The organism is Coprobacillus sp. AF33-1AC (assembly GCF_003475785.1).
Taxonomy (GTDB): domain Bacteria; phylum Bacillota_I; class Bacilli_A; order Erysipelotrichales; family Coprobacillaceae; genus Faecalibacillus.
This window is the reverse complement of sequence record NZ_QRQB01000003.1, coordinates 1-20,838: the sequence shown is the minus strand read 5'-3', so window position 1 is coordinate 20,838 and position 20,838 is coordinate 1. Positions and strand designations below refer to the sequence as shown.

The following is a 20,838-nucleotide window of genomic DNA, read 5'->3' as shown; positions in this document are numbered from 1 at the left end:
TACATGTATAAAAAATATGTTAAGAGAATAATAGATATTATAATTGGTCTTTGTGCTTTACCATTTGTCATAATAGTTGTTCTTTTTTGTGGAACGATAATTTATTTTTCAGATAAAGGTCCAATATTTTATAATTCGATTCGTCTTGGAAAAGATGGAAAACCATATAAAATGTTCAAATTAAGGTCAATGAAAGTAAATGCCCCTGATATTCGAAATACAGATGGATCAACGTTTAATGGGGATGATGATCCTAGAGTTACGAATATTGGACATTTTATGCGAAAAACTAGTTTAGACGAATTTCCACAGTTTTTAAATGTATTACTTGGCAATATGAGTATTATTGGTCCGAGACCAACAGTTCCTATTGAAGGATTAAATTTTCAAGAATTATCAGATATAGAAAAAAAACATTATATGGTTAAACCTGGAATTACAGGTTATAGTCAAGCATATTTTAGAAATTCTATTAATCAGGATGAAAAATTTGTAAACGATGCTTATTATGCAGATAATATTTCATTTTTTTTGGATATAAAAGTATTTTTAAAGACTATACAATCTGTAGTTGGACGAAAAAATATATACAATAAATAGTATTGAGAATAAGAAGGAAATAAATTATGAGAAAAAAAATATTAGCAATTATCGGGGCTGGTGAAGCGGCTTTTCCAATAATAGATAAAGCAAAAGAATTAGATATCTTGACAATTGGATTTGGAGAAAAAAATTCACTTGCTAGAAACAGGGTTGATTTTTTTATTGAAAAATCAATTTTTGATATTGCAGGAATTGTTGATGAATGTAGAAAACACAATGTGAATGGAGTGATTGCTTCAAGTGAAATTACCACTGAAAGTGCAGCGATTATTGCTGATGAACTGCAACTTCCAGGTAATGATATAAAAAATGGCTTTTTTGCGAGAAATAAATATTTAATGCGTGAACGTGTAAAAACCATTTCATCAATAAATCAGCCAAAATACTATATTTATGACGGAAATCCTGTAGAAAAATTTCCAGTAATGGTTAAAGCTGTAGATGCTTGTGGGAAAAAGGGAATTAAATTGGTGAAAAATGAGGTTGAATTCGAAGATGCGATAAAGTTATCTGCACAGATATCTTCTAATGGAGAAGTGTTAATAGAAGAATATCTAGATGGTGGAAAAGAATATTCAATTGAATGTATTGCATCAAATAGGGATTGCTTTATTATACAGGTGACTGAAAAAATAACATCTGGAGAACCATATTTTACTGAAATTGCTCATCACCAACCTGCTGATTTGAGTGATGAGATTAGGAAGAAAATAGAAGTAGCAACTAAAAATACACTTGAGGTCCTAGGAATTAAGTGTGGAATGGCTCATATGGAAATAAAAATTATTGATAACCAAATCTATTTTATTGAAGTTGGCGCAAGAGCTGGAGGGGATCACATTGCTGATGTTCTAACAGTGAATAGTACAAATTATGATTACTACAAGGCTGCAATAGATTGTTGTTTCGATTGTTTAGAAAAAAAAGAAATAAAAAATATTGCTTATACTGGTATTTATTTTCATTGTAAAGAAAACGAACATCTTAAAAGATTGTTTGCTGATGCGAATAAAGCGGATTGGTGTATAGTTAATACTGTCGAAAATGATTGTTTTTTGGATGCAAAGGGAAATGTTGAGGCTTCAAATTCGGGATATATTATATATAAATCAGATCATAGAATTACTTTAAAGGATACTTCTATTATGAATTTGCGAGCTGAAAGAATTAATGAGTATGAAAATGCATTTGATTTGATATGGAATCATAATAAAGAAATAGGTAGAACTCTTTCTGATGATGAACTTAAAAAAGGAATTGAGAAATTTTTGAACTTTGGAAATGTAATTTCAATTGTAGATGACAATCGCATAGTTGCATTTCTAATGCTATATTGTAACAATATAGAAACTTTAGAAGCATATATTTGCAATGTTTATGTTTTGAATGAATATAGGGGATTAGGTTTATCAAAAAAAGTATTAGAAAAAGCAATTAGCGTTTGCAAAAGTAAACATTTTACAACTATAAAATTGCATGTTGCTAAAGATAATATTACGGCTATAAATTTATATGAACAATACGGTTTTTTGGCGACTGGTAATAATAAAGAAAATGATAATGAACTACAAATGGAAATGGTTAAGTTTCTAGGATAAGAGGATGTACTATGAAAAAAATTATGATTATAGGTGCTAGTATCTTACAGCTTTCGGCTATTAAAAAAGCAAAGGAAATGGGGCTTAAAGTTATTGTAGTGGATATGAATCCAGATGCAATTGGTTTTAAAGTTCCAGGAGTAATTAAAGAAGTAATTAGTACTATTGATATTCCGTTAATTGTGAATGCTGCAAAAAGACACAACATAGATGGTGTCATGACACTTGCAACAGATATGCCGATGCGTTCTGTTGCTGCAGTTGCTAAAGAAATGAATTTAATTGCTATAGATGAGGATACTGCATATAAAGCTACAAATAAGATAGAAATGAGAAAAGCGCTTAAAGAATACAATGTTCCTATTCCGAAGTTCTTTAAAGTGTCAAATAGGGAAGAATATGAAAAAGTGGTGAAAGAATTTAATGTTCCATTTATTGTTAAACCTGCTGATAGTTCTGGTAGTCGAGGGATTTTTGAGGTTACAGATATCTCAAATTTGGAATTAATAAAAAATGCATATAACTATTGTAGACCCTTTTCAAAAGTAGGGGATGTTATTGTTGAAGAGTATATGCGTGGACCGGAAGTAAGTGTTGAAACACTTTCTATTAATGGAAAATGTCACGTAATTCAAATTACAGATAAAATTACAACTGGTGCTCCACATTATGTTGAAATGGGACATTCACAGCCAACAAAATACGATAAAGAAATTGCAAAAAAAATTGCTGAAGTTGCTAAATTGGCTAATAGAGCAATTGGTATAAAGAATGGACCTTCTCATACAGAAATTATTATAACGAAAGAGGGACCAAAAATTGTTGAAATTGGCGCTAGATTAGGTGGTGATAATATTACAACACATCTAGTTCCTCTTTCAACTGGTGTGAATATGGTAGAATGTTGTATAAAAATTGCTTTGGGTGAGCAACCTGATATTTCATCTAAATGGGATAAAGGATCTGCCATTAGATATTTTTCACAACATGCAGGTGTTGTTAATGAAATAGTTGGAATTGAAGAGGCAAAAAGAGTAGATGGAATAAAACAAATCAGCATCGTTCATGGTGTAGGTGAAACAATTACAGAAATTACAAGTAGTGGAGCAAGAATGGGATTCGTTATTGCTCAGAATGAGAATGCAGATACGGCTATAAAAAGCTGTGAGGAAGCATTAGATAAAATTAAAGTAATGATAGGATGATATTAGTATGTCTGGATATGTATTTATTGGAAATAGCACAAAACCAACTCAAGAAAAATTAAATGATAGATCAAATGTTAAGCTAGATAATGTTTCGATACCATGTTTGAAAAATGCACTTAATATGGGGTTTGATGTTATTGTAGGAATTAATAGAAATAAACCTGAAGAATTAAAAAGTATTGAATTGCCAGTTAAGTTTTATGATTCACATACTTATAGAAGTATTGTAAATTTACATGATAATTACATTGCATATAAGAATTTGTGCAATGTAATTGAGAAAAATGATATAGAAGTAATCCATTGTAATACACCAGTAGGTGGTCTTATAGGACGTTTAGTTGGTAAAAAGTATCATATAAAAAAAGTTATTTATACTGCTCATGGGTTTCACTTTTTTAAAGGTGCTCCTTTATTTAACAGAACAATACTTAAATGGGCTGAGCAAATTATGGCTCATTGGACAGATGCAATTATTACAATGAATCAGGAAGATTATGAGTCTGCCCAAAAATTCACATTAAAAAAAGGGGGAAAAATATACAAAGTACATGGTGTAGGTATAACATTATCAGATTTTCAAAATACTGGGAATAGAAAAGAAAAAAGAGTAGAACTCAATTTAAATGATGATGATATTGCTCTTATATCTGCAGGAGATTTAGTACCAAGAAAAAATTATACAGTTGCAATTGAAGCAATTGCACAATTAAATACGAAAAATATACATTATTTTATATGTGGTAGAGGACCTGAGTTAGAAAATTTAAAAGAACTTTCAATACAGCTAGGTATTGAAAATCAAATACATTTTCTTGGATTTAGAACTGATATCAAGGAGTTATTATTTGCTTCTGATATTTTTTTATTTTCTACTTTTCAAGAAGGATTGCCTCGTTCAATGATGGAAGCAATGGCATGTGGATTGCCATGCATAGCTTCAAATATTAGAGGAAACAATGATTTGATAATTCCATATGAAAATGGAATATTGTGTGATCCAAATAGTCCAAATGAATTTGCTGATGCTATTAATACTTTAATATATAATTCAAAATTAAGAGAAAAAATGTCACATCAAAATTTGCTTTTAATTAAAGATTATGATGTGGATAGAGTTAAAGAAGAAATAAGAGCGATTTATTCAGAGGTTATTGGAAAATAGTATGAGAAAGAAAAGATTATACAATTGCTTCAGAGTAATAAATATTCTTGAGCAGAAAGTGCTGTATGTCAAATAATTGATTTTGTGAAACTATTTTCAAATGAGCATGAAATGATTTATGTTTCGCCGTGTGCGCTAATTAAAAATGTATTAGAAAAGAAGAAAATTGTTATTTAGATTTAAATTTGTTTATAGAACGAAATGTTGCTACTAAATAATTCAAGTTAGATTTAATTATGTAAAAATTTAATAACTGGAATATGTTATCTGACTAGGAAAGATTACATGAAATTTAATAATACAATCAATATAAAAAAGAAATGTTTTAAAAAAGTTATAAAAATTATTAATTATTATAATTATATCTCATTTTATAGAATCATTTGATTTGTTCATTGATATAGAGAATAGTGGGGATATTTAGTTATATTATTTTAAAACATAATTAATATATGAAGAATTAAGTGAAAATAGTGTAAATGTATCTTTATCAAGATAATTCAAAAGTGATTATTTTTTATTAATCAGATAATTTATAATAAAGTATTGTGTGGGAATACAAATTAATAATTAAAATAAAAGACCTCTTCTAAAATAAGTTAGAATTCTTGCTAATTAAAGAATACATGATGCTTTCAAAACAATTGAAAACCAAAACTATTCTCTAAACAATAATTATGAGAAATGAGGTTTTTTAGTGTAAATAATTAGGATTTAGTAAACGAAAAAAATTATAGGATGGTGTTTTTTTATATGAAAAAAATATTGCATGTTTTACAAAGCAATACATTTTCCGGTGCTGAAAATGTTGTTGTTTATATCATCAATTCTTTAGAAAATGAATATAATTTTGTATATTCATCTGCAAATGGTCAAATTAGAGATGTTTTAGAAGAAAATAAAATACAATATAAATTAATGAATAATTTAACATACCGGGAACTAAAAACAGTCATAGAAAAAGTAAAACCTGATATTATTCATTCACATGACGTTAGAGCTGCTTTACTTTGCTCTATTTTAAAGGGAAAAAGGAAATTAATTGCACATATTCATGTTAATAATAATAATATGAAAAAAATAAATATCAAAACTATTGGATTGCTGTTAGCATCAGTGAAAATTGATTATTTTTTTTGGGTATCTAAATCATGCTATGATGGATTTGTATTTAAAAAATTCATATCAAAAAAGAGTGAGATTTTAGAAAATATTTTATCAAAAAAAAGTATTGAGGAAAAATGTTCTAAAGATAACAATGATTATTCATATGATGTGGTTTATGTTGGGAGACTGACTTATCAAAAAAATCCGGAAAGATTAATTAAAATATGTCAACACATATTAGAAAAAAATTCATCATTAAAAATTGGAATAGTTGGAACAGGAGATTTAGAAGATGTAGTAAAAAGCAAGATTAATCTGATGAATTCAAATAATATAAAATATTTAGGATTTCAAAGCAATCCATTAAAAATAATAAAAGATGCTAAAGTTATGATTATGACTTCACGGTTTGAAGGAACACCTATGGTAGCTTTGGAATCATTAGCATTAGGAACGCCAATAGTTTCTACTCCAGTAGATGGGATGAAACATCTTATTAAAAATGATTTTAATGGGTATTTGTGTTTTGATGATGAAGAACTTACTAAAAGTATTCTAGATATTATCGATGATAACCAACTGTATCAACAAATGAGTCAAAATTGTAAAAAACGATTCGATGATCTTTGTGATGAAAATAAGTATTTGAATAGAATAAGAAAGGAATATGACAATGGCTAAAATAGGATTGTTAATAACGAAACTCAATGGTGGAGGTGCAGAAAGAACAGCTGCTAATTTATCATGTTTATTTGATGAATATGGTGAAGAGGTGTATTTAATTACTTTTGATGGTTCAGATATTACATATCCTTACAAAGGAAATTTAATAGATTTATCATTAGGAATTAATAAAAATATATTTGATGCAATAAAGAAAAATATAAAAAGAATTATAAGTGTAAAGAAAATAAAAAAGAAATACAATTTAGATGTTTGTATTTCTTTTTTAGATACACCAAACTTAGTAAATGTTTTAAGCGGAGGCAAATGTAAAAAAATTGTTTCAATTAGAAATTATTTATCTCTAGAAAAGCCATCTTTTATTAGGAAAAAATTAATTAAGTTTGCATCTATCAAAGCGGATAAAACAGTATGTATATCGAAAAATGTGGAATATGATATGAGAGATTTTTTTAAGATCAAAGAGGAAAAACTATGTACAATATATAACCCAGTTGATATTGAAAAATTATTAGCAATGGAAGAAGATTATATTTTTGATGAAGACTTTCATCATTATTTTAATATAGTTACAATGGGTAGACTCACATATCAAAAAGGACAATGGAATTTGATTTATGCTATGAAAGATATTATTGAGCGACACCATAATGTACGATTATATATACTTGGTGATGGAGAATTAAAGAATGAATTAAAAGAATTAGTAGCAAAATTAAAATTAGATGATCATGTTTTCTTTTTAGGATTTATTTCAAATGCTCACAAATTTTTAAGAGAATGTGATTTATTTGTTCTGACTTCTTTGTTTGAAGGATTAGGTAATGTAATTTTAGAAGCAATGGCATTAGGGTTACCTGTTATTTCTAGTGATTGTAAAAGTGGACCACGTGAAATAATTGCACCAAATTCCAATATTACATCAGTTTGTGAAAGTATGGAAATAGGGGAATACGGAATACTAGTTAATCAGTTTTCTAAGGATAAAAGTAATGTTGATAATAATTTATTTTATTTGAAAGAAGCAATCGAGATGATTTATTTGGATCAAAATTTAAAGGTGAAGTACATAAAAAAATCAAGAATGAGAGCAAATGATTTTTCAAAAGAAAAAGTTTATAATGAATGGATGACATTAATATGATTATTTTATTTCTAATATTTTTTTTATTGATTGTTTCATTTGAGATAGTCAACATAATTAATTCAAATGAGATAAAATGTATAAATTTGATTAGGATAATTTATGCATTTTGTTATGGATTTATACCTTTGATAGTTTATATAAATAAATCAGACATATACAAAATAGATAGTAATTCATTTTTATTTTTTCTATTTTCAATCATTGGATATTTATTTTTAAATATTGGTTATTTATTTAAATCTTCAAAAAAAATTAAAATAAAAAAAGGACATTCTATTTTTTTGACGGCTAATGTTTGTTTGATAATCGTAGTTATTATGATATTAATTTGGACAAAACCATATGGAGGAGTAATAAAAGCTTTAGACTATGCAAATATTATAAGAATGGGTATAAGCAAAATAAATAACCCATACAGCTTTTTGTTAAGATTTTTTTCATTATCATTATTTTGTTCATATTTGTATTTTATAGAATTGTTAAAAAAAGAAAAAAAGTATAAATATATAAAATTAATGTTATTCTTTTTTTCAATTATGATTTCAATTTACACTATGCTAATAAATGACAGTAGAATTATGATTGGATTTTATTTGATGACACTAATGCTTATTAGTATCTTTGATAAGAAAAAAGAAGGAGTGCCATTAAAAATAATAGTGCGTAGAGTTGCTATATACTCTTTTTTCATTTTGGTAATAGTAATAAATGCGGATTATCTCTATAAAATTGTTAAGGGAGTTGCTTTTGAAGTAGAGAGTACGTCATTTATTGAAAAAGTTAGTAGCGAATTTTCATTTATAATTGAGGCAAGTAAAAATAGTATGAATTATGTATTTGCTTCAAATAAACTTCGTATAATTGATGATGTATTTTCAATTCCGTTTGCTGTTTTACCATCTAGCATCATAAAAAATCCTTTTGTATCTGTATGGAATTTTAATAGTAGTATTGCAGGAGGATATGGGCAATCTCCTACCGATATAATTTCTACTTCATTATATGAATTGTCTTTTGTTGGACCGGTTATAGTTCCTTTTTTTTATGGGATGTTTATAAAAATAATTGATAATATAAGTAGAAGTAAAAATGAAATTAATTATCAAGATGTAATATTTATTATTTTAATGATATTTGCAGCAAAATTCATAATTTACTTTGAATATTACAATGCTATTGCCAATTTATTTTTCTTGTTTATTGGACATATAATATTTAAATTGATAAATAGTAAAAAAATAAAAATTTATTAGAAACTTTAATTTACCATGTCTTATTTATAAAATACTAAAGAATTTATATATTTAAATTTTTCTTTTCTAAGCACCTTAAGATTTAAAATTTTGAAAATTAAATAATATTCTTTACTTATTTAATATGGTCAATTAAGTTAATAATTTTAAAATAAAATTATTTTGTGAAATGTAAATATTATAGTTTGTAAATCAAAAATAACCACTTTTTTAAAAAGTCTAACTTTATTCGTTTATGTAATGTTAAAATTGTAATTATCAATTTTTATATTCTATAATATTTAAGAAAGGAAATATCAATTATGAACAATAGAATATCAAATGCAACTAGATGGTCTTTTTTGACACAACTATTTTCTAAAATAGTAGCTCCTATTACAAATATGATTCTCGCGAGAATTTTGGCACCTGAAGTATTTGGAATTATTGCAACTATAACAATGATAACATCTTTTGCTGATCTTCTAACTGAGTCAGGATTTCAACAGTACCTTATTCAAAAAGAGTTTTCAGATAAAAATGCTATAAAAAATTGTGCTAATATTGCTTTTTTTATAAATTTTTGTATATCAAGTTTTTTGCTTCTTTTAATTTTTATAAATCGAGTTCATTTGGCAAAAATATTTGGTGATGTCACAATATATAACGCGCTATTTGTAGCAAGTTTACAACTTCCTATTACTAGCATTTCTTCAGTGCAAATGACACTCTTTAAAAGAAATCTCAATTTTAAACCGATATTTTATAGTCAAACAATAAGCTCTTTAGTACCTCTTATTATTACTGTTCCTTTGGCGTTGTTGGGTTTGGGGTACTGGTCAGTTATAATAGGAAATCTTTTTGGTACAGTCTTACGAGCTGTAATATTATCAGTATTATCATCTTATAAGTTGAAGTTTTATTTTAATTTAAATGAGTTTAAGGATATGATTCAATTTAGTTTTTTTGCTCTTTTAGAATCATTATCTTCTTGGCTTGTTAATTGGGCAGACACATTTTTTATTGGAATTTTATTTACGCCCTATTATTTAGGGCTTTATAAGAATTCAATTTCGATGGTAAATTCATTAATTGCTATTATTACTTCGGCATTTTTACCAGTTTTATACTCTGTATTATCGAGATATCAAAATGATAACTGTAAATATAATGCTTTTCTTATGGATTTTCATAGATTTATTTCATATATGGTATTGCCAATTGGTACAGGAGTTTTAATATTTGATAAATATTGTACCCTGCTTCTATTTGGGTCAAAATGGATAGAAGCATCTTTTATTGTGGGATACTGGGCTTTCTCAACAATAATTAGGACTCTATTTTTTAGTATATTTACAGAAGCATTTAGATCAATTGGTAAGCCTGTTATTTGTTTGCTTTTACAACTTTTAGATTTCTGTATAATGGTATTTATATTTTTAATATTTAGCAATATTGATTTTCATAGTTTTGTTATTTTGAGATGTGTTAGTAGATTAATTGTTATTGGCCCATCGATTATTTTGTTGAACAGATATTATCATATAAGACCTATGCATATAGTTATGAACATTATTGTTCCAATAATTGGGTGTGTTGTTATGGTATTCATTAAAGAAACTTTTGTATTATTACACGTGAGTTTTTTTAATAATATATTTGGAATATTTATATGTGCTTTTGTATATACGATTTTTATTTTTATATTTGCAAGAAAGGATGTATTTAAATTAATTCACGAATTTGTATTATAATTTAATGAGGTATTTTTATGGAAAAAGTAAGTATTGTAATGTTGACCTATAATGCTCCACGTTATATCAAGCATACATTGAATACACTAGCGAAAACAAATGGAAATTATGAGCTAATTGTATTTGATAATGATTCGAAAGAAAAAACAAAAAAGTTATTGAATAAATATAAAAAAATAGGAAAAATTGATAAATTAGTTTTTTCTAATAAAAATTTATTATTTGCAGGTGGGAATAATGAAGCAGTTAAATATGCATCTGAAGACAGTAAATACATATTACTGTTAAATTCAGATGTTGAGATAAGAAATAGAAGTTGGTTAGAGAAAATGATGAATATACATAAATTAGGAGTCACTGCATGTCAAGTTTGTTCATATGATGACAATAGACCAGATGGGTGGTGCTTATTAGTTGATAAAGATTTATATTTGAGATATCAATTAAATTCAAAAAAATTTACTTGGTTTTATTCTATTTCGGATTTTTGCTCAAGATTACAGAATGATGGATACTCTATACAAACAATAGAATATTATAATAACTTTATCTATCATTTTGGAGGGAGTTCGGAAATTAATCCAAAATATATTAGTAATTGTCCATTTAATATAAACAATCTATTTAAACATAAATGTGAAATTGTTAATAAAATTAATGTTTATGAAAATGATAAAATAGCAAGAAATTACTTTTTTTATTTATATAATTTTTTTGAAAAAATAAAAAAGAAATTAAAAAGAATATTAAGGAGTTAAATCGAAAATGAAATTAGCAGTCGCAGGAACAGGATATGTAGGATTAAGCATTGCTACATTATTAGCACAGCATCACGAAGTGATGGCTGTGGATATCATAGAAGATAAAGTAAATAAGATTAATAATAGAATTAGTCCTATTAAAGATGAATATATCGAAAAATATTTAAAAGAAAAAGAATTAAATCTGACAGCAACATTAGATGCTAATGCCGCTTATAAAGATGCAGAGTTCATAGTCATTGCTGCACCAACTAATTATGATTCAAAGAAAAATTTCTTTGATACAAGTGCAGTAGAAAGTGTTATTAAACAAGTTATGGAAATTAACCCCAATGCTATTATGGTGATTAAAAGTACAATTCCTGTGGGATACACACAAAGTATTAGAGAAAAAACAGGAAGTAAAAATATTATTTTTTCTCCTGAATTTTTAAGAGAATCTAAAGCACTATATGATAACCTTTATCCATCAAGAATTATTGTTGGTACAGATATGAATGATGATAGATTAGTAGAAGCTGCTCATACATTTGCTTCTCTATTACAAGAAGGGGCTATTAAAGAGGATATAGATACTTTATTTATGGGATTTACTGAAGCTGAAGCAGTAAAATTATTTGCTAATACATATTTAGCTTTAAGAGTATCTTATTTTAATGAACTTGATACATATGCTGAATTAAAGGGTTTAGACACACAACAAATTATTAATGGTGTATGTTTAGATCCAAGAATTGGATCTCATTACAATAACCCATCGTTTGGTTATGGTGGTTATTGTTTACCAAAAGATACGAAACAATTACTAGCTAACTATGAAGATGTACCACAAAACTTAATCGAAGCTATTGTTGAAAGTAATAGAACTAGAAAAGACTTTATTGCTGATCAAGTATTAGAAAAAGCTAATTATTATAGTTATGATGATAACAATACTTATGATGAATCAAAGGAAAATGAAGTAATTATTGGTATATACAGATTAACAATGAAATCTAATAGTGATAACTTTAGACAATCTTCTATTCAAGGTGTCATGAAAAGAATTAAAGCTAAAGGTGCTAAAGTGATTGTTTATGAACCAACATTAGAAGATGGAACAACATTCTTTGGTAGTGAAGTTGTTAATGATTTAAATAAATTTAAATCATTAAGTCAAGCAATCATAGCTAATCGCTATGATACTTGTTTAGATGATGTAGAAGAGAAAGTATATACAAGAGATTTATATGGAAGAGATTAAAAAATTAAATAGCACGACTAGAATTGAGGAAATAGATTTATTAAAGGCTTTTGGTATTATATTAATGATAATGGGGCATATTGGATTTGGTAATATTTTTGATGTATGGATACATTCATTTCATATGCCTATGTTTTTTATTATTTCGGGTTTTCTTTGGAAAAGAAAACATACAAGTTTTAAATTGTTTTTTGAAAAAAAATTTTTTTCTTTATTAATTCCATATTTTATTTTTTCGGTATTTCATTTGATGGTGTGGATAATAATTCAATTTTTAACCATTAAATATATAGATTTTACTTCTGTAGTTAGTGCTGTATATCATATTTTTTTATTTAATACAGAAGGAATGCCTATATGTGGAGCATTATGGTTTTTAACAGCATTATTTTTTGTAAATATATTTTATTTCTCTATTGATAAAATAAAGAACAAACATTTAAAATATATAGTAATAATTTTACTGTCCTTAGCAGGTTGTATTATTCCTAGGTATTTTAGATTACCTTTAGGTATAGATATTTCCCTAATGGGTGTGGGGTTATTTCAAATTGGAACAATATTAAAAAAGAATGTTGAAGTTTTTAAAATAGAAACTAATATATATACAGTCTTTTTATGTGTTTTATTAGGCAGTGTAATTTGTTTTTATAATTCTTCAATCAATATTCGAAATGGAGTATATGGAAATATTATATTATATTACATATGTGCATCCTTAATGACGATTGGATGGTATGCGTTTTTTAGATTATTTTTTAGATGGAATACGTTAAGAAGAATTATGACATATATTGGTAAAAACTCTATCGTTTATTTATGTTTAAATCAGTTATTATTACTTCCATTTAACAAAATATGCTTACTTGTATCACATAATTACATTTTGGTAATTGTTAAAATTATAATTCTATTTTTGACTTTAGTCATTTTACGTATTTTTTCTTTTTTAATAAATAAGAATTTCAAATGGATACTAGGAAAATAAATTTGTATATTTTTCCAAGGTTTAAAGAATATAATTAACATTTTTTAAAGAATAAATGCAGATATTGAATTAAAGTACTTTCAAAAAAGATAAAAGACAATTTTTGATGGTATATAAAGTAGGGAAAACTATATTTTTATATAAAAGCTGCTTTTCATTTAAAGTTAAATATTTTGTAAACATGATGTCTATCTACATCTAAATTTTATAATGAAAAAAGTCTATATTATTGGTTAATCTAATCGGAATAGTTGGTCAATTGTTTTGAGATTGAAGATAAGATTAATTGTTTTCTATGTCATAATGATAAAATACGGTTTAAATTTAAGATGTTATGCTTTAATAGTAGATTATTGTTTAAATTATTTCGTAATTTGTATGGTATTTGTGAATAAAATAATGTCATTCATGACAATAAGTAGAAAAAAAGCTAACACTAGATGTATAATTATAGTGTTAGCTTTTAATTTTTTACTACATGAAAGCGCTTAATTTTAAAAATTAACAACATGATTATTTTAATTTTTTATGAGGGGGTATTCATATCATTGTTTTATCTACGAGAGAATGGGCACTCATAACATGGATATTTATTTTGTTTATATATGTTCTATATAATAAATCAACTAGAGAATCATTTTTTGTATTAATAAAGTTGTTTTTCACAAGTAAAATTAGAATACTTTGGTTTACAAGTCTTATGTATGTTTTTTTCATTACTTTTTTGTTTTATCAGTTACCTTGTTGGGATAGTTCATACATAAAAGATATTGTTGAATGGTTTCTTTTTACAGGTTTAATATGCTGCATGAATTCAGTAGCAGGCGATACAGATGAGACATATATTAAGAAAATTTTAAAGGATAACTTCAAATTAATTGTTATTATTGAGTTTCTTATGAGCACATTTACATTTAATATATGTATTGAATTAATAAGTATTCCAATTGTCATAATTATTATGACAATGAGTCTTATTTTAGAACATAAGAATGAATATAGGAGTGCTCAGACATTTTTAAATTTTGTTTTGTCTTTAATCGGATTTTTGATAATAATAGGCACAATAAAAGTTGGAATTCATGAGTATAAAAATTTAAATATTCTAAACACCTTTATAAGTTTTATGATACCTCTAATATATTTAATATTATTTATACCCGTTATGTATTTATTTGAACTATGGTCAAAATATGAAAACCTATTTGTTAAAATGTCATTTGTTGGTGAAAAGGAAAAAAATATTCAAAGAAGGAGACAATGGCTTGTATTTAAAGAATGTAAACTCTCTATTCATAAAGTTTTACTTTTTCAAAAAAGATTTTGTATGAAAATTTTAACAGATGAATTTGAAACAATATTAGATGATTTTAAAACTGAATTGAGTAATGAAAATAAATAGTTCTAATATGTCTTTTAATATAAAGAATTTGATTACAAAGTTTAATATTAAAATTTTTTAAGGAAGGAAAAGATGATGAAAATAGCAACAAAAGAGTTTATAAGAGATTATATGAATATTAATGATATAAGTACAGAATTAAGAGAAATTGTATCTATATATAGTACAATAGATATGACGGATTATTTGGTTGCGATAAAAAAATTTTATAACTTGCTTGATTATACTTATTTAAAAGATGGTATTATGTTGTATATCTATAATGATTATATACTCACATTTGATTTTAAATTTAAAGAAATAAAAGATATATATGATTACGCAAAAGAAAATCAACTTTTCCATGTGTGCAATTATCTTGCGGATTTTTTAACATCATATCATTATTCGTTAGAATCAAATACATATAAACAATCTCAAAATTACGATTGTATAAAAAAAGAATTTTATAAGTTCTTTGATAGAAAAGAATTTTATGGAGATGGCATGTATTTAGAGCATAGTTATGATTATTATAAGGATTTTATTGCTTGTAAAAATTTTGAATATGATCACAATTTTTTTTGTGATAGATTATATAAATTATATAATAAAAATAATATTCATCCTAGGTACAATGAATTATTTGAATATATTTTAAATAATGATAATTTATTACTTAAAATAATTGAATTTGATCCAAATTGTAAACAGAATGCATCTATTTACAATACTAATATTATAGATGGATTTAAAGAGACTAATATTAATGGTTATCATTATGATGCTATTATAAATCTAACTTTAAAAATGTATTATAAAGATATTTTGGATGAGAATTCTTTTATTACGGTGTGTAATAACTTGATTAAGTCAGTCAATAAAATAACTGAAATGATGAATAATGAGATTAAAAATACTGTTTTATTTATCTCTGATGTAGATCAAATATTAAATTATTTAAATCAAATAAAAAGATGTCAAAGATATTACGATATATATAAATTGACAATAGAAAAATGTATAAAAACTTTATTATATTGTAAAAGAAGATATTTAAAAAGTGATAGCGTTAATTGCGGATTGGAAAAATTTCAATATGAATTTAATCCAAATAGTGATGAGATAGAAAGGATAAAGGAAGATTTATCTAACAATTTACAAACTATTTTTTTGTATTTGAAGGTCGATTTTGATCAAATGCTTACAATTGCAATTAAGACATTTTCTGAATCTCCAGTTCCTATGTTGGTTCAATATGTATGTTTAGATTCTGAACAAGGAACATATATGAATTGGGATAATGATTTTGATTCATCCTTTTCAAAATATTATCACGAAAAAGGGATACAAATAGTAGAATCATTATCCGATGAACTAGATAATGTATATCATGGTAATTATTATTATTTAATGTTACGTCATTTAAGTACAACATTTACTTTTAGTGGAAGTATTATAGCAACAACATTTAAGAAGTTTTTAGATGATAATTTAGAAGAATATATTTGCAAAAACTTTTTAGAGGAAACAGATTTGGTTTTTCAAAATGACTACGTTTTATGTTGCTATTTGATTATATGCATAGAGCAGTTAATTTGCGAACAAATAGAAAATATACAATTAAAATGTAATTTTCAAAATATGTCGGCTAATATAGAAAATTTATTTGATTATTGCAAAGATAATAAATTATCTAGAGATATCTACATGTTTGTCTATTATGTTTTATATGAAAGATATGGCTTGAATTATAGAAATAATTTTATGCATGGAAATTTTATTCATAAAAAGAATCTAACAGTTGAGCTACTCTATCTCTTTTCTTGCTTAATTGGATTATTTGTAGTAGGTGATAAAGATGAAAAGAAAAATTAAAATTGATCCAAATATGATTGAAAATTTTTCTTCTTTGTCAGACAAAATAATAGAAAATGAAATAAATAAAACTAATGAAATCTATGAAGTATTTCGTCAGCAATACTTAGATTGGAAAAAAACTTTAACAAATACTATTAAATGTACCAATAATAAATCAATATTATTATATATAATGTTTGTTACTGTTGAAATATACATAAAGTCTGAAGTGATAAGATGTTGCAATATAAATCATTTTAAAGATGTGATAAAAGATGTACATTACAAAAATGAAAATTCTTTCTTTAAACTTAGTTTTATTGGTCATGATTTATATGAATTTTTTCGATTTCTAGAAAAAAATCAGGATAAACGTTTTTTAAAAATAAAAAAACTTTTAGAATTAGAGAAAAGAATTATGTTAATAGATGTTTATAAAAATATAAATAATAACTATACATCATTACGGTATAATTGTGATAATAATGGAAACTATTTATTAAAAAATGAAGCAAATCTTGCAAGTAATGTGGATAAAGAAAGAATAGAAGAGGTAATTAAATATGTTTTATGATGATTTTTTTCAAAAATGCCATACTAAAGAACTAGATAATTTTATTCATGAAGATGATATTTTACTTTTTAAATCTAATAACATTGCAGTGTTGTATTATTTTTTTCCGTTGATTGAAAGATTAGCTATTGAATTATTAGATCTAACCTCTTTGGTAAATATAGAGCATAAAGATCAAGGTACAATTAGAACAGTTAATTCATTATTGCATCAAGAAAAGACGAAAGAAATATTAGGTAATAGTTTAATAAAAAAACTGGAAAAATATTTTAAAGATGATGGGATTAGGAATAAAATAATGCATTATAATAATGACATTAATAAAATTCAAATTGATAAAGAGGATATGCAAATTATAAAATATATAACAATACAATTAGCTAGTTTGTATGAAGAAGAGTTAAAGAAAATTGATAGTATCAAAATAGAACGAATAGATTTAATAAAAAAATAGCAGATACATGTACAAAATAACTTGTTAGTTTTGAATAATTCAATAGTCATTTTAATAAATAGAACATTAATTAGTTAAATGTCGTTCATGCAGTAAATATGTGCATATACGCATAATAATGGAAAATAAAAAGTTCTAATTTTATTATTTTAATGACAGTTCTTATCATATTATGAAGATTTTAAAGGATGATGAATATAATGGGTAAAGTATTTATTATAAAAAATAATAATGATAACAATGATATATATAAGTTTGCAAAAGAAAGTTATGACAAAAAAATTGAACGTTATTACAATATAAAAATGAAAGACAATGTAGAAGACAGTACAAATTTAGAAAGGAATAATGTAATTTTATTTATTACATATAAAAATGCAAAAGACAGAGATATTAATGATATATTTATTGGAAAATTGATACGCTTTAATGAACAACATAATATTGTTTATAAAAATATGATACATCTAGAAAGTAAATATCATGATAGAGTTATTAAAAGTCTGATAGATAAAATTGATTTAGATTTAGAGGCGGATTTTGATGATGGATGCTATGTTTTAGCAAATGAAATGAAAACTTTATATGAAGAATTAAGAGAAAGAATTTATGTTGTTGAGAATAAGGACAATGAATGTTTGCTTTCTAATATAGAGAATAATTTATATGTTGAAAATAACAATTTACATAAATTGGCTCAGAATGATAATCAGGCTATACGATTATATTTTAATAATGATATAGATAAAAGAAAAACAAATTTCCAAAATGATAGAGAAAGTATTGTTAGTTGTATGTCCTTTAGAAGATTAGTAGACAAAACACAAGTTTTTACTACAAAAAAAGGAGATTATTATAGAACAAGAATGACACATACATTAGAGGTTAACCAAATAGCTAAAGCTATAGCTTATGCGTTAGATTTAAATTTAGATTTAACAGAAGCAATTGCAGTAGCACATGATTTAGGACATACGCCGTTTGGTCATCAAGGTGAAAGAACTCTTGATAGAATTTTGTGTGGAAAGATTGATGTTGGAATACCAGCAACACAAAATATGTTTAAAAATAGATGGTTTGGAGGATTTAAACATAATTATCAAAGTGCTAAAATTTTAACGAAAATTGAAGAAAAATCAGTAAAATATCCAGGACTAAATGTATGTGCTCAAGTTGTTGAAGGTGTTTTAAAACATACTAAATTGAAATCAAATATCAATATAAATGATTTTGTATCCAAAGAATATATTGATAAAATATTTATTGATGATCCTATTTGTTCTTCATTAGAGGGACAGGTTGTAGCTATTGCTGATGAAATTGCACAAAGAGGCCATGATGTAGATGATGCGCTCACATCCGGAGTAATGACCATAAATGAATTAAAAGACAGATTAAAAATAAATAAATGTAATGATTTATTACATAAGATTACAAAAGAATGTCAATTAATAGAAAAAAGTTGCTTAATAGTTGATAAAAATAAATTAAAAATTTCAAAAATTGTTTCTATAATTGTTAATTATTTTACTCAACATGTTATAGATTCATCTTTAGAAAATTTAAGTCAAAATGACAGTGAATTATATAGTCAAAAATTGCCTGCAATTAGATTTTCTGATGATGATGAAAAAATTAATAAGTATTTAGAAAAAGTAGTACAAAAAAAAGTTATTTGTAATACAACTGTTGCAAGTGCTGATTATAATGCAAGTGTTATTATAACCAAATTATTTTCTTGCTATTATAATAATCCTAGATTATTGCATGAGGGAACACAGCGTAAGATTTTTTTAGAAATGTTAAGACATGAGAATGTTGGCGTTTCTAATAGTGCAGTTTTTTTGGGAGATGGTGATATAGATTTAATAAATGATGAGATTGAAATAATTACAAAGCAAGAAATCAATGAAAAAATTATAGACAGATATCTTAATGATTGTAATGAAAATCTTAATGAAAATGATGTTATAGTTTATGAAAAAAGAAGAATATTAATTCGATCAATAACTGATTATATTGCGGGGATGACAGATGGGTATGCATTAAATGAGTATGAAAAATTAAAATGATTTAATATAAGAGGATATATATATGAGAGCAATTAATATAGTTACACATTGTGCAACTTGTGAAGATTTAGACGAAAGGGATTTAAAAAGATATAACGTATGTGAATCTCATAAGGAAAAGAGTAATGTTAGAAGTAGTGAAGAAGATGATTTAAGGAAGTTCGTTTTGAATTCAAAATTTAATAATTATACACTATATGACCATTATTTTTGGAATTATACTATACCACAAATATCAAAAGAATTTGATCTATTAAGGATAGGAGAAAATAGTGTTATTAATATAGAACTAAAACGAGAGGCAAATGAGGATAAAATAAAGAAACAACTAAAGCAAAATAATTACTATTTAAAAGCATTAAATAAACAGGTATATACATTTTGCTATATAACTTGTAATAATATATTATATGAATATCATTCAGAAGATGATAGTTTGCAAATTATAAAATTTGATGATCTAAATATAAATTTACAAAATCAAGAAATGTTAATAGATAAAGGCATTGATGACATGTTTGAACCATCAAAATTTTTAGTATCGCCATTTAATAAGATGAATGAATTTTTAAATGACGAATATTTTTTAACTGATCAACAAGTAAATATAAAAAAGATATTTTACAAATATTAGAAGGTAAAGAAGAAAAATCAGTAAGTATTACAGGACCCGCAGGCTGTGGTAAGACTTTATTAATTTACGACATAGCAAAAGAATATATGAGGGATAATCAAGTGGTTGTTATACATTGTGGAATGTTAAATGAAGGACACAATGCATTGAATGAAAAAAATTGGCAGATATTTCCAATTAAAAATTATGAAAATATTCCTTACGATAAAACAGATATTATTGTATTAGATGAGGTACAGAGAATAGATGAAGGACAGCTAAATTTTATTTTTGAAAAAATGAAAGAAAATAAAATTTGTGGAATCTTTTCATATGATCCTTTGCAAATGGATAGGTTACACTTTATTGGACAATTCTAAAGAGAACTGTTTAT

18 protein-coding genes are annotated in these 20,838 nt (G+C 25.2%); all 18 read left to right on the top strand.

All coding sequences use genetic code 11. The features are described from left to right. Positions 1-3 precede the first annotated feature (3 nt). Positions 4-600 carry a sugar transferase gene (locus DWZ53_RS01970; protein WP_118431484.1) on the top strand — a complete coding sequence of 199 codons (597 nt, stop codon included), beginning with the start codon at positions 4-6 and terminating at the stop codon, positions 598-600. Between the two features lie 26 nt (positions 601-626). Further along, positions 627-2,201, top strand: a complete 1,575-nt coding sequence (locus DWZ53_RS01965) for a GNAT family N-acetyltransferase (protein WP_118431482.1) — start codon at positions 627-629, stop codon at positions 2,199-2,201. An 11-nt stretch (positions 2,202-2,212) separates the two neighbouring features. Further along, positions 2,213-3,406: an ATP-grasp domain-containing protein gene (locus DWZ53_RS01960; protein ID WP_199589033.1), complete on the top strand. Its 1,194-nt coding sequence runs from the start codon at positions 2,213-2,215 to the stop codon at positions 3,404-3,406. Positions 3,407-3,413: 7 nt separating this feature from the next. Next, complete coding sequence (locus DWZ53_RS01955; RefSeq protein WP_118431480.1) at positions 3,414-4,574, top strand: glycosyltransferase family 4 protein; 1,161 nt, start codon at positions 3,414-3,416, stop codon at positions 4,572-4,574. Between the two features lie 753 nt (positions 4,575-5,327). Further along, complete coding sequence (locus DWZ53_RS01950) at positions 5,328-6,362, top strand: glycosyltransferase (protein ID WP_158568156.1); 1,035 nt, start codon at positions 5,328-5,330, stop codon at positions 6,360-6,362. Further along, positions 6,355-7,509 carry a glycosyltransferase gene (locus DWZ53_RS01945; RefSeq protein ID WP_158568155.1) on the top strand — a complete coding sequence of 385 codons (1,155 nt, stop codon included), beginning with the start codon at positions 6,355-6,357 and terminating at the stop codon, positions 7,507-7,509. The genes DWZ53_RS01950 and DWZ53_RS01945 overlap by 8 nt, the downstream gene beginning before the upstream one ends. Then, complete coding sequence (locus tag DWZ53_RS01940) at positions 7,506-8,765, top strand: hypothetical protein (protein ID WP_118431474.1); 1,260 nt, start codon at positions 7,506-7,508, stop codon at positions 8,763-8,765. Before DWZ53_RS01945 ends, DWZ53_RS01940 begins: the two co-directional genes overlap by 4 nt. A 302-nt stretch (positions 8,766-9,067) precedes the next feature. Next, positions 9,068-10,498, top strand: coding sequence for an oligosaccharide flippase family protein (locus tag DWZ53_RS01935; protein WP_118431472.1), 1,431 nt, complete (start codon positions 9,068-9,070; stop codon positions 10,496-10,498). Positions 10,499-10,515: 17 nt separating this feature from the next. Continuing rightward, positions 10,516-11,256 carry a glycosyltransferase family 2 protein gene (locus DWZ53_RS01930; protein WP_118431470.1) on the top strand — a complete coding sequence of 247 codons (741 nt, stop codon included), beginning with the start codon at positions 10,516-10,518 and terminating at the stop codon, positions 11,254-11,256. A 7-nt stretch (positions 11,257-11,263) separates the two neighbouring features. Further along, positions 11,264-12,502 (top strand): nucleotide sugar dehydrogenase, encoded by a 1,239-nt coding sequence (locus DWZ53_RS01925; protein ID WP_118431468.1) that lies wholly within the window; start codon positions 11,264-11,266, stop codon positions 12,500-12,502. Beyond that, positions 12,489-13,490: an acyltransferase family protein gene (locus DWZ53_RS01920; RefSeq protein WP_118431466.1), complete on the top strand. Its 1,002-nt coding sequence runs from the start codon at positions 12,489-12,491 to the stop codon at positions 13,488-13,490. The genes DWZ53_RS01925 and DWZ53_RS01920 overlap by 14 nt, the downstream gene beginning before the upstream one ends. Positions 13,491-14,298: 808 nt before the next feature. Continuing rightward, the gene (locus DWZ53_RS01915) at positions 14,299-14,892 is read left to right on the top strand and encodes a hypothetical protein (protein ID WP_199589031.1); all 594 of its coding nucleotides are present in this window, start codon (positions 14,299-14,301) and stop codon (positions 14,890-14,892) included. A 72-nt stretch (positions 14,893-14,964) separates the two neighbouring features. Next, positions 14,965-16,749, top strand: a complete 1,785-nt coding sequence (locus tag DWZ53_RS01910) for a hypothetical protein (RefSeq protein WP_118431462.1) — start codon at positions 14,965-14,967, stop codon at positions 16,747-16,749. Next, positions 16,733-17,305, top strand: a complete 573-nt coding sequence (locus DWZ53_RS01905) for a hypothetical protein (RefSeq protein ID WP_118431460.1) — start codon at positions 16,733-16,735, stop codon at positions 17,303-17,305. Before DWZ53_RS01910 ends, DWZ53_RS01905 begins: the two co-directional genes overlap by 17 nt. Continuing rightward, a complete protein-coding gene (locus DWZ53_RS01900) occupies positions 17,295-17,759 on the top strand; it encodes a hypothetical protein (RefSeq protein WP_118431458.1) in 465 nt (154 codons plus the stop codon). Before DWZ53_RS01905 ends, DWZ53_RS01900 begins: the two co-directional genes overlap by 11 nt. Positions 17,760-17,959: 200 nt before the next feature. Next, positions 17,960-19,831 (top strand): deoxyguanosinetriphosphate triphosphohydrolase family protein, encoded by a 1,872-nt coding sequence (locus DWZ53_RS01895; protein ID WP_158568153.1) that lies wholly within the window; start codon positions 17,960-17,962, stop codon positions 19,829-19,831. A gap of 22 nt (positions 19,832-19,853) precedes the next feature. Further along, positions 19,854-20,465 (top strand): hypothetical protein, encoded by a 612-nt coding sequence (locus DWZ53_RS01890; protein WP_118431454.1) that lies wholly within the window; start codon positions 19,854-19,856, stop codon positions 20,463-20,465. After that, the gene (locus tag DWZ53_RS01885; protein WP_118431452.1) at positions 20,450-20,824 is read left to right on the top strand and encodes an ATP-binding protein; all 375 of its coding nucleotides are present in this window, start codon (positions 20,450-20,452) and stop codon (positions 20,822-20,824) included. Before DWZ53_RS01890 ends, DWZ53_RS01885 begins: the two co-directional genes overlap by 16 nt. The last annotated feature ends 14 nt before the right edge of the window (positions 20,825-20,838 follow it).

Excerpts from the sequence above, each read along its gene's own strand:
- DWZ53_RS01970 (WP_118431484.1), top strand. The coding sequence starts at position 4 with ATGTATAAAAAATATGTTAAGAGAATAATAGATATTATAATTGGTCTT.
- DWZ53_RS01965 (WP_118431482.1), top strand. The coding sequence starts at position 627 with ATGAGAAAAAAAATATTAGCAATTATCGGGGCTGGTGAAGCGGCTTTT.
- DWZ53_RS01960 (WP_199589033.1), top strand. The coding sequence starts at position 2,213 with ATGAAAAAAATTATGATTATAGGTGCTAGTATCTTACAGCTTTCGGCT.
- DWZ53_RS01955 (WP_118431480.1), top strand. The coding sequence starts at position 3,414 with ATGTCTGGATATGTATTTATTGGAAATAGCACAAAACCAACTCAAGAA.
- DWZ53_RS01950 (WP_158568156.1), top strand. The coding sequence starts at position 5,328 with ATGAAAAAAATATTGCATGTTTTACAAAGCAATACATTTTCCGGTGCT.
- DWZ53_RS01945 (WP_158568155.1), top strand. The coding sequence starts at position 6,355 with ATGGCTAAAATAGGATTGTTAATAACGAAACTCAATGGTGGAGGTGCA.
- DWZ53_RS01940 (WP_118431474.1), top strand. The coding sequence starts at position 7,506 with ATGATTATTTTATTTCTAATATTTTTTTTATTGATTGTTTCATTTGAG.
- DWZ53_RS01935 (WP_118431472.1), top strand. The coding sequence starts at position 9,068 with ATGAACAATAGAATATCAAATGCAACTAGATGGTCTTTTTTGACACAA.
- DWZ53_RS01930 (WP_118431470.1), top strand. The coding sequence starts at position 10,516 with ATGGAAAAAGTAAGTATTGTAATGTTGACCTATAATGCTCCACGTTAT.
- DWZ53_RS01925 (WP_118431468.1), top strand. The coding sequence starts at position 11,264 with ATGAAATTAGCAGTCGCAGGAACAGGATATGTAGGATTAAGCATTGCT.
- DWZ53_RS01920 (WP_118431466.1), top strand. The coding sequence starts at position 12,489 with ATGGAAGAGATTAAAAAATTAAATAGCACGACTAGAATTGAGGAAATA.
- DWZ53_RS01915 (WP_199589031.1), top strand. The coding sequence starts at position 14,299 with ATGAATTCAGTAGCAGGCGATACAGATGAGACATATATTAAGAAAATT.
- DWZ53_RS01910 (WP_118431462.1), top strand. The coding sequence starts at position 14,965 with ATGATGAAAATAGCAACAAAAGAGTTTATAAGAGATTATATGAATATT.
- DWZ53_RS01905 (WP_118431460.1), top strand. The coding sequence starts at position 16,733 with ATGAAAAGAAAAATTAAAATTGATCCAAATATGATTGAAAATTTTTCT.
- DWZ53_RS01900 (WP_118431458.1), top strand. The coding sequence starts at position 17,295 with ATGTTTTATGATGATTTTTTTCAAAAATGCCATACTAAAGAACTAGAT.
- DWZ53_RS01895 (WP_158568153.1), top strand. The coding sequence starts at position 17,960 with ATGGGTAAAGTATTTATTATAAAAAATAATAATGATAACAATGATATA.
- DWZ53_RS01890 (WP_118431454.1), top strand. The coding sequence starts at position 19,854 with ATGAGAGCAATTAATATAGTTACACATTGTGCAACTTGTGAAGATTTA.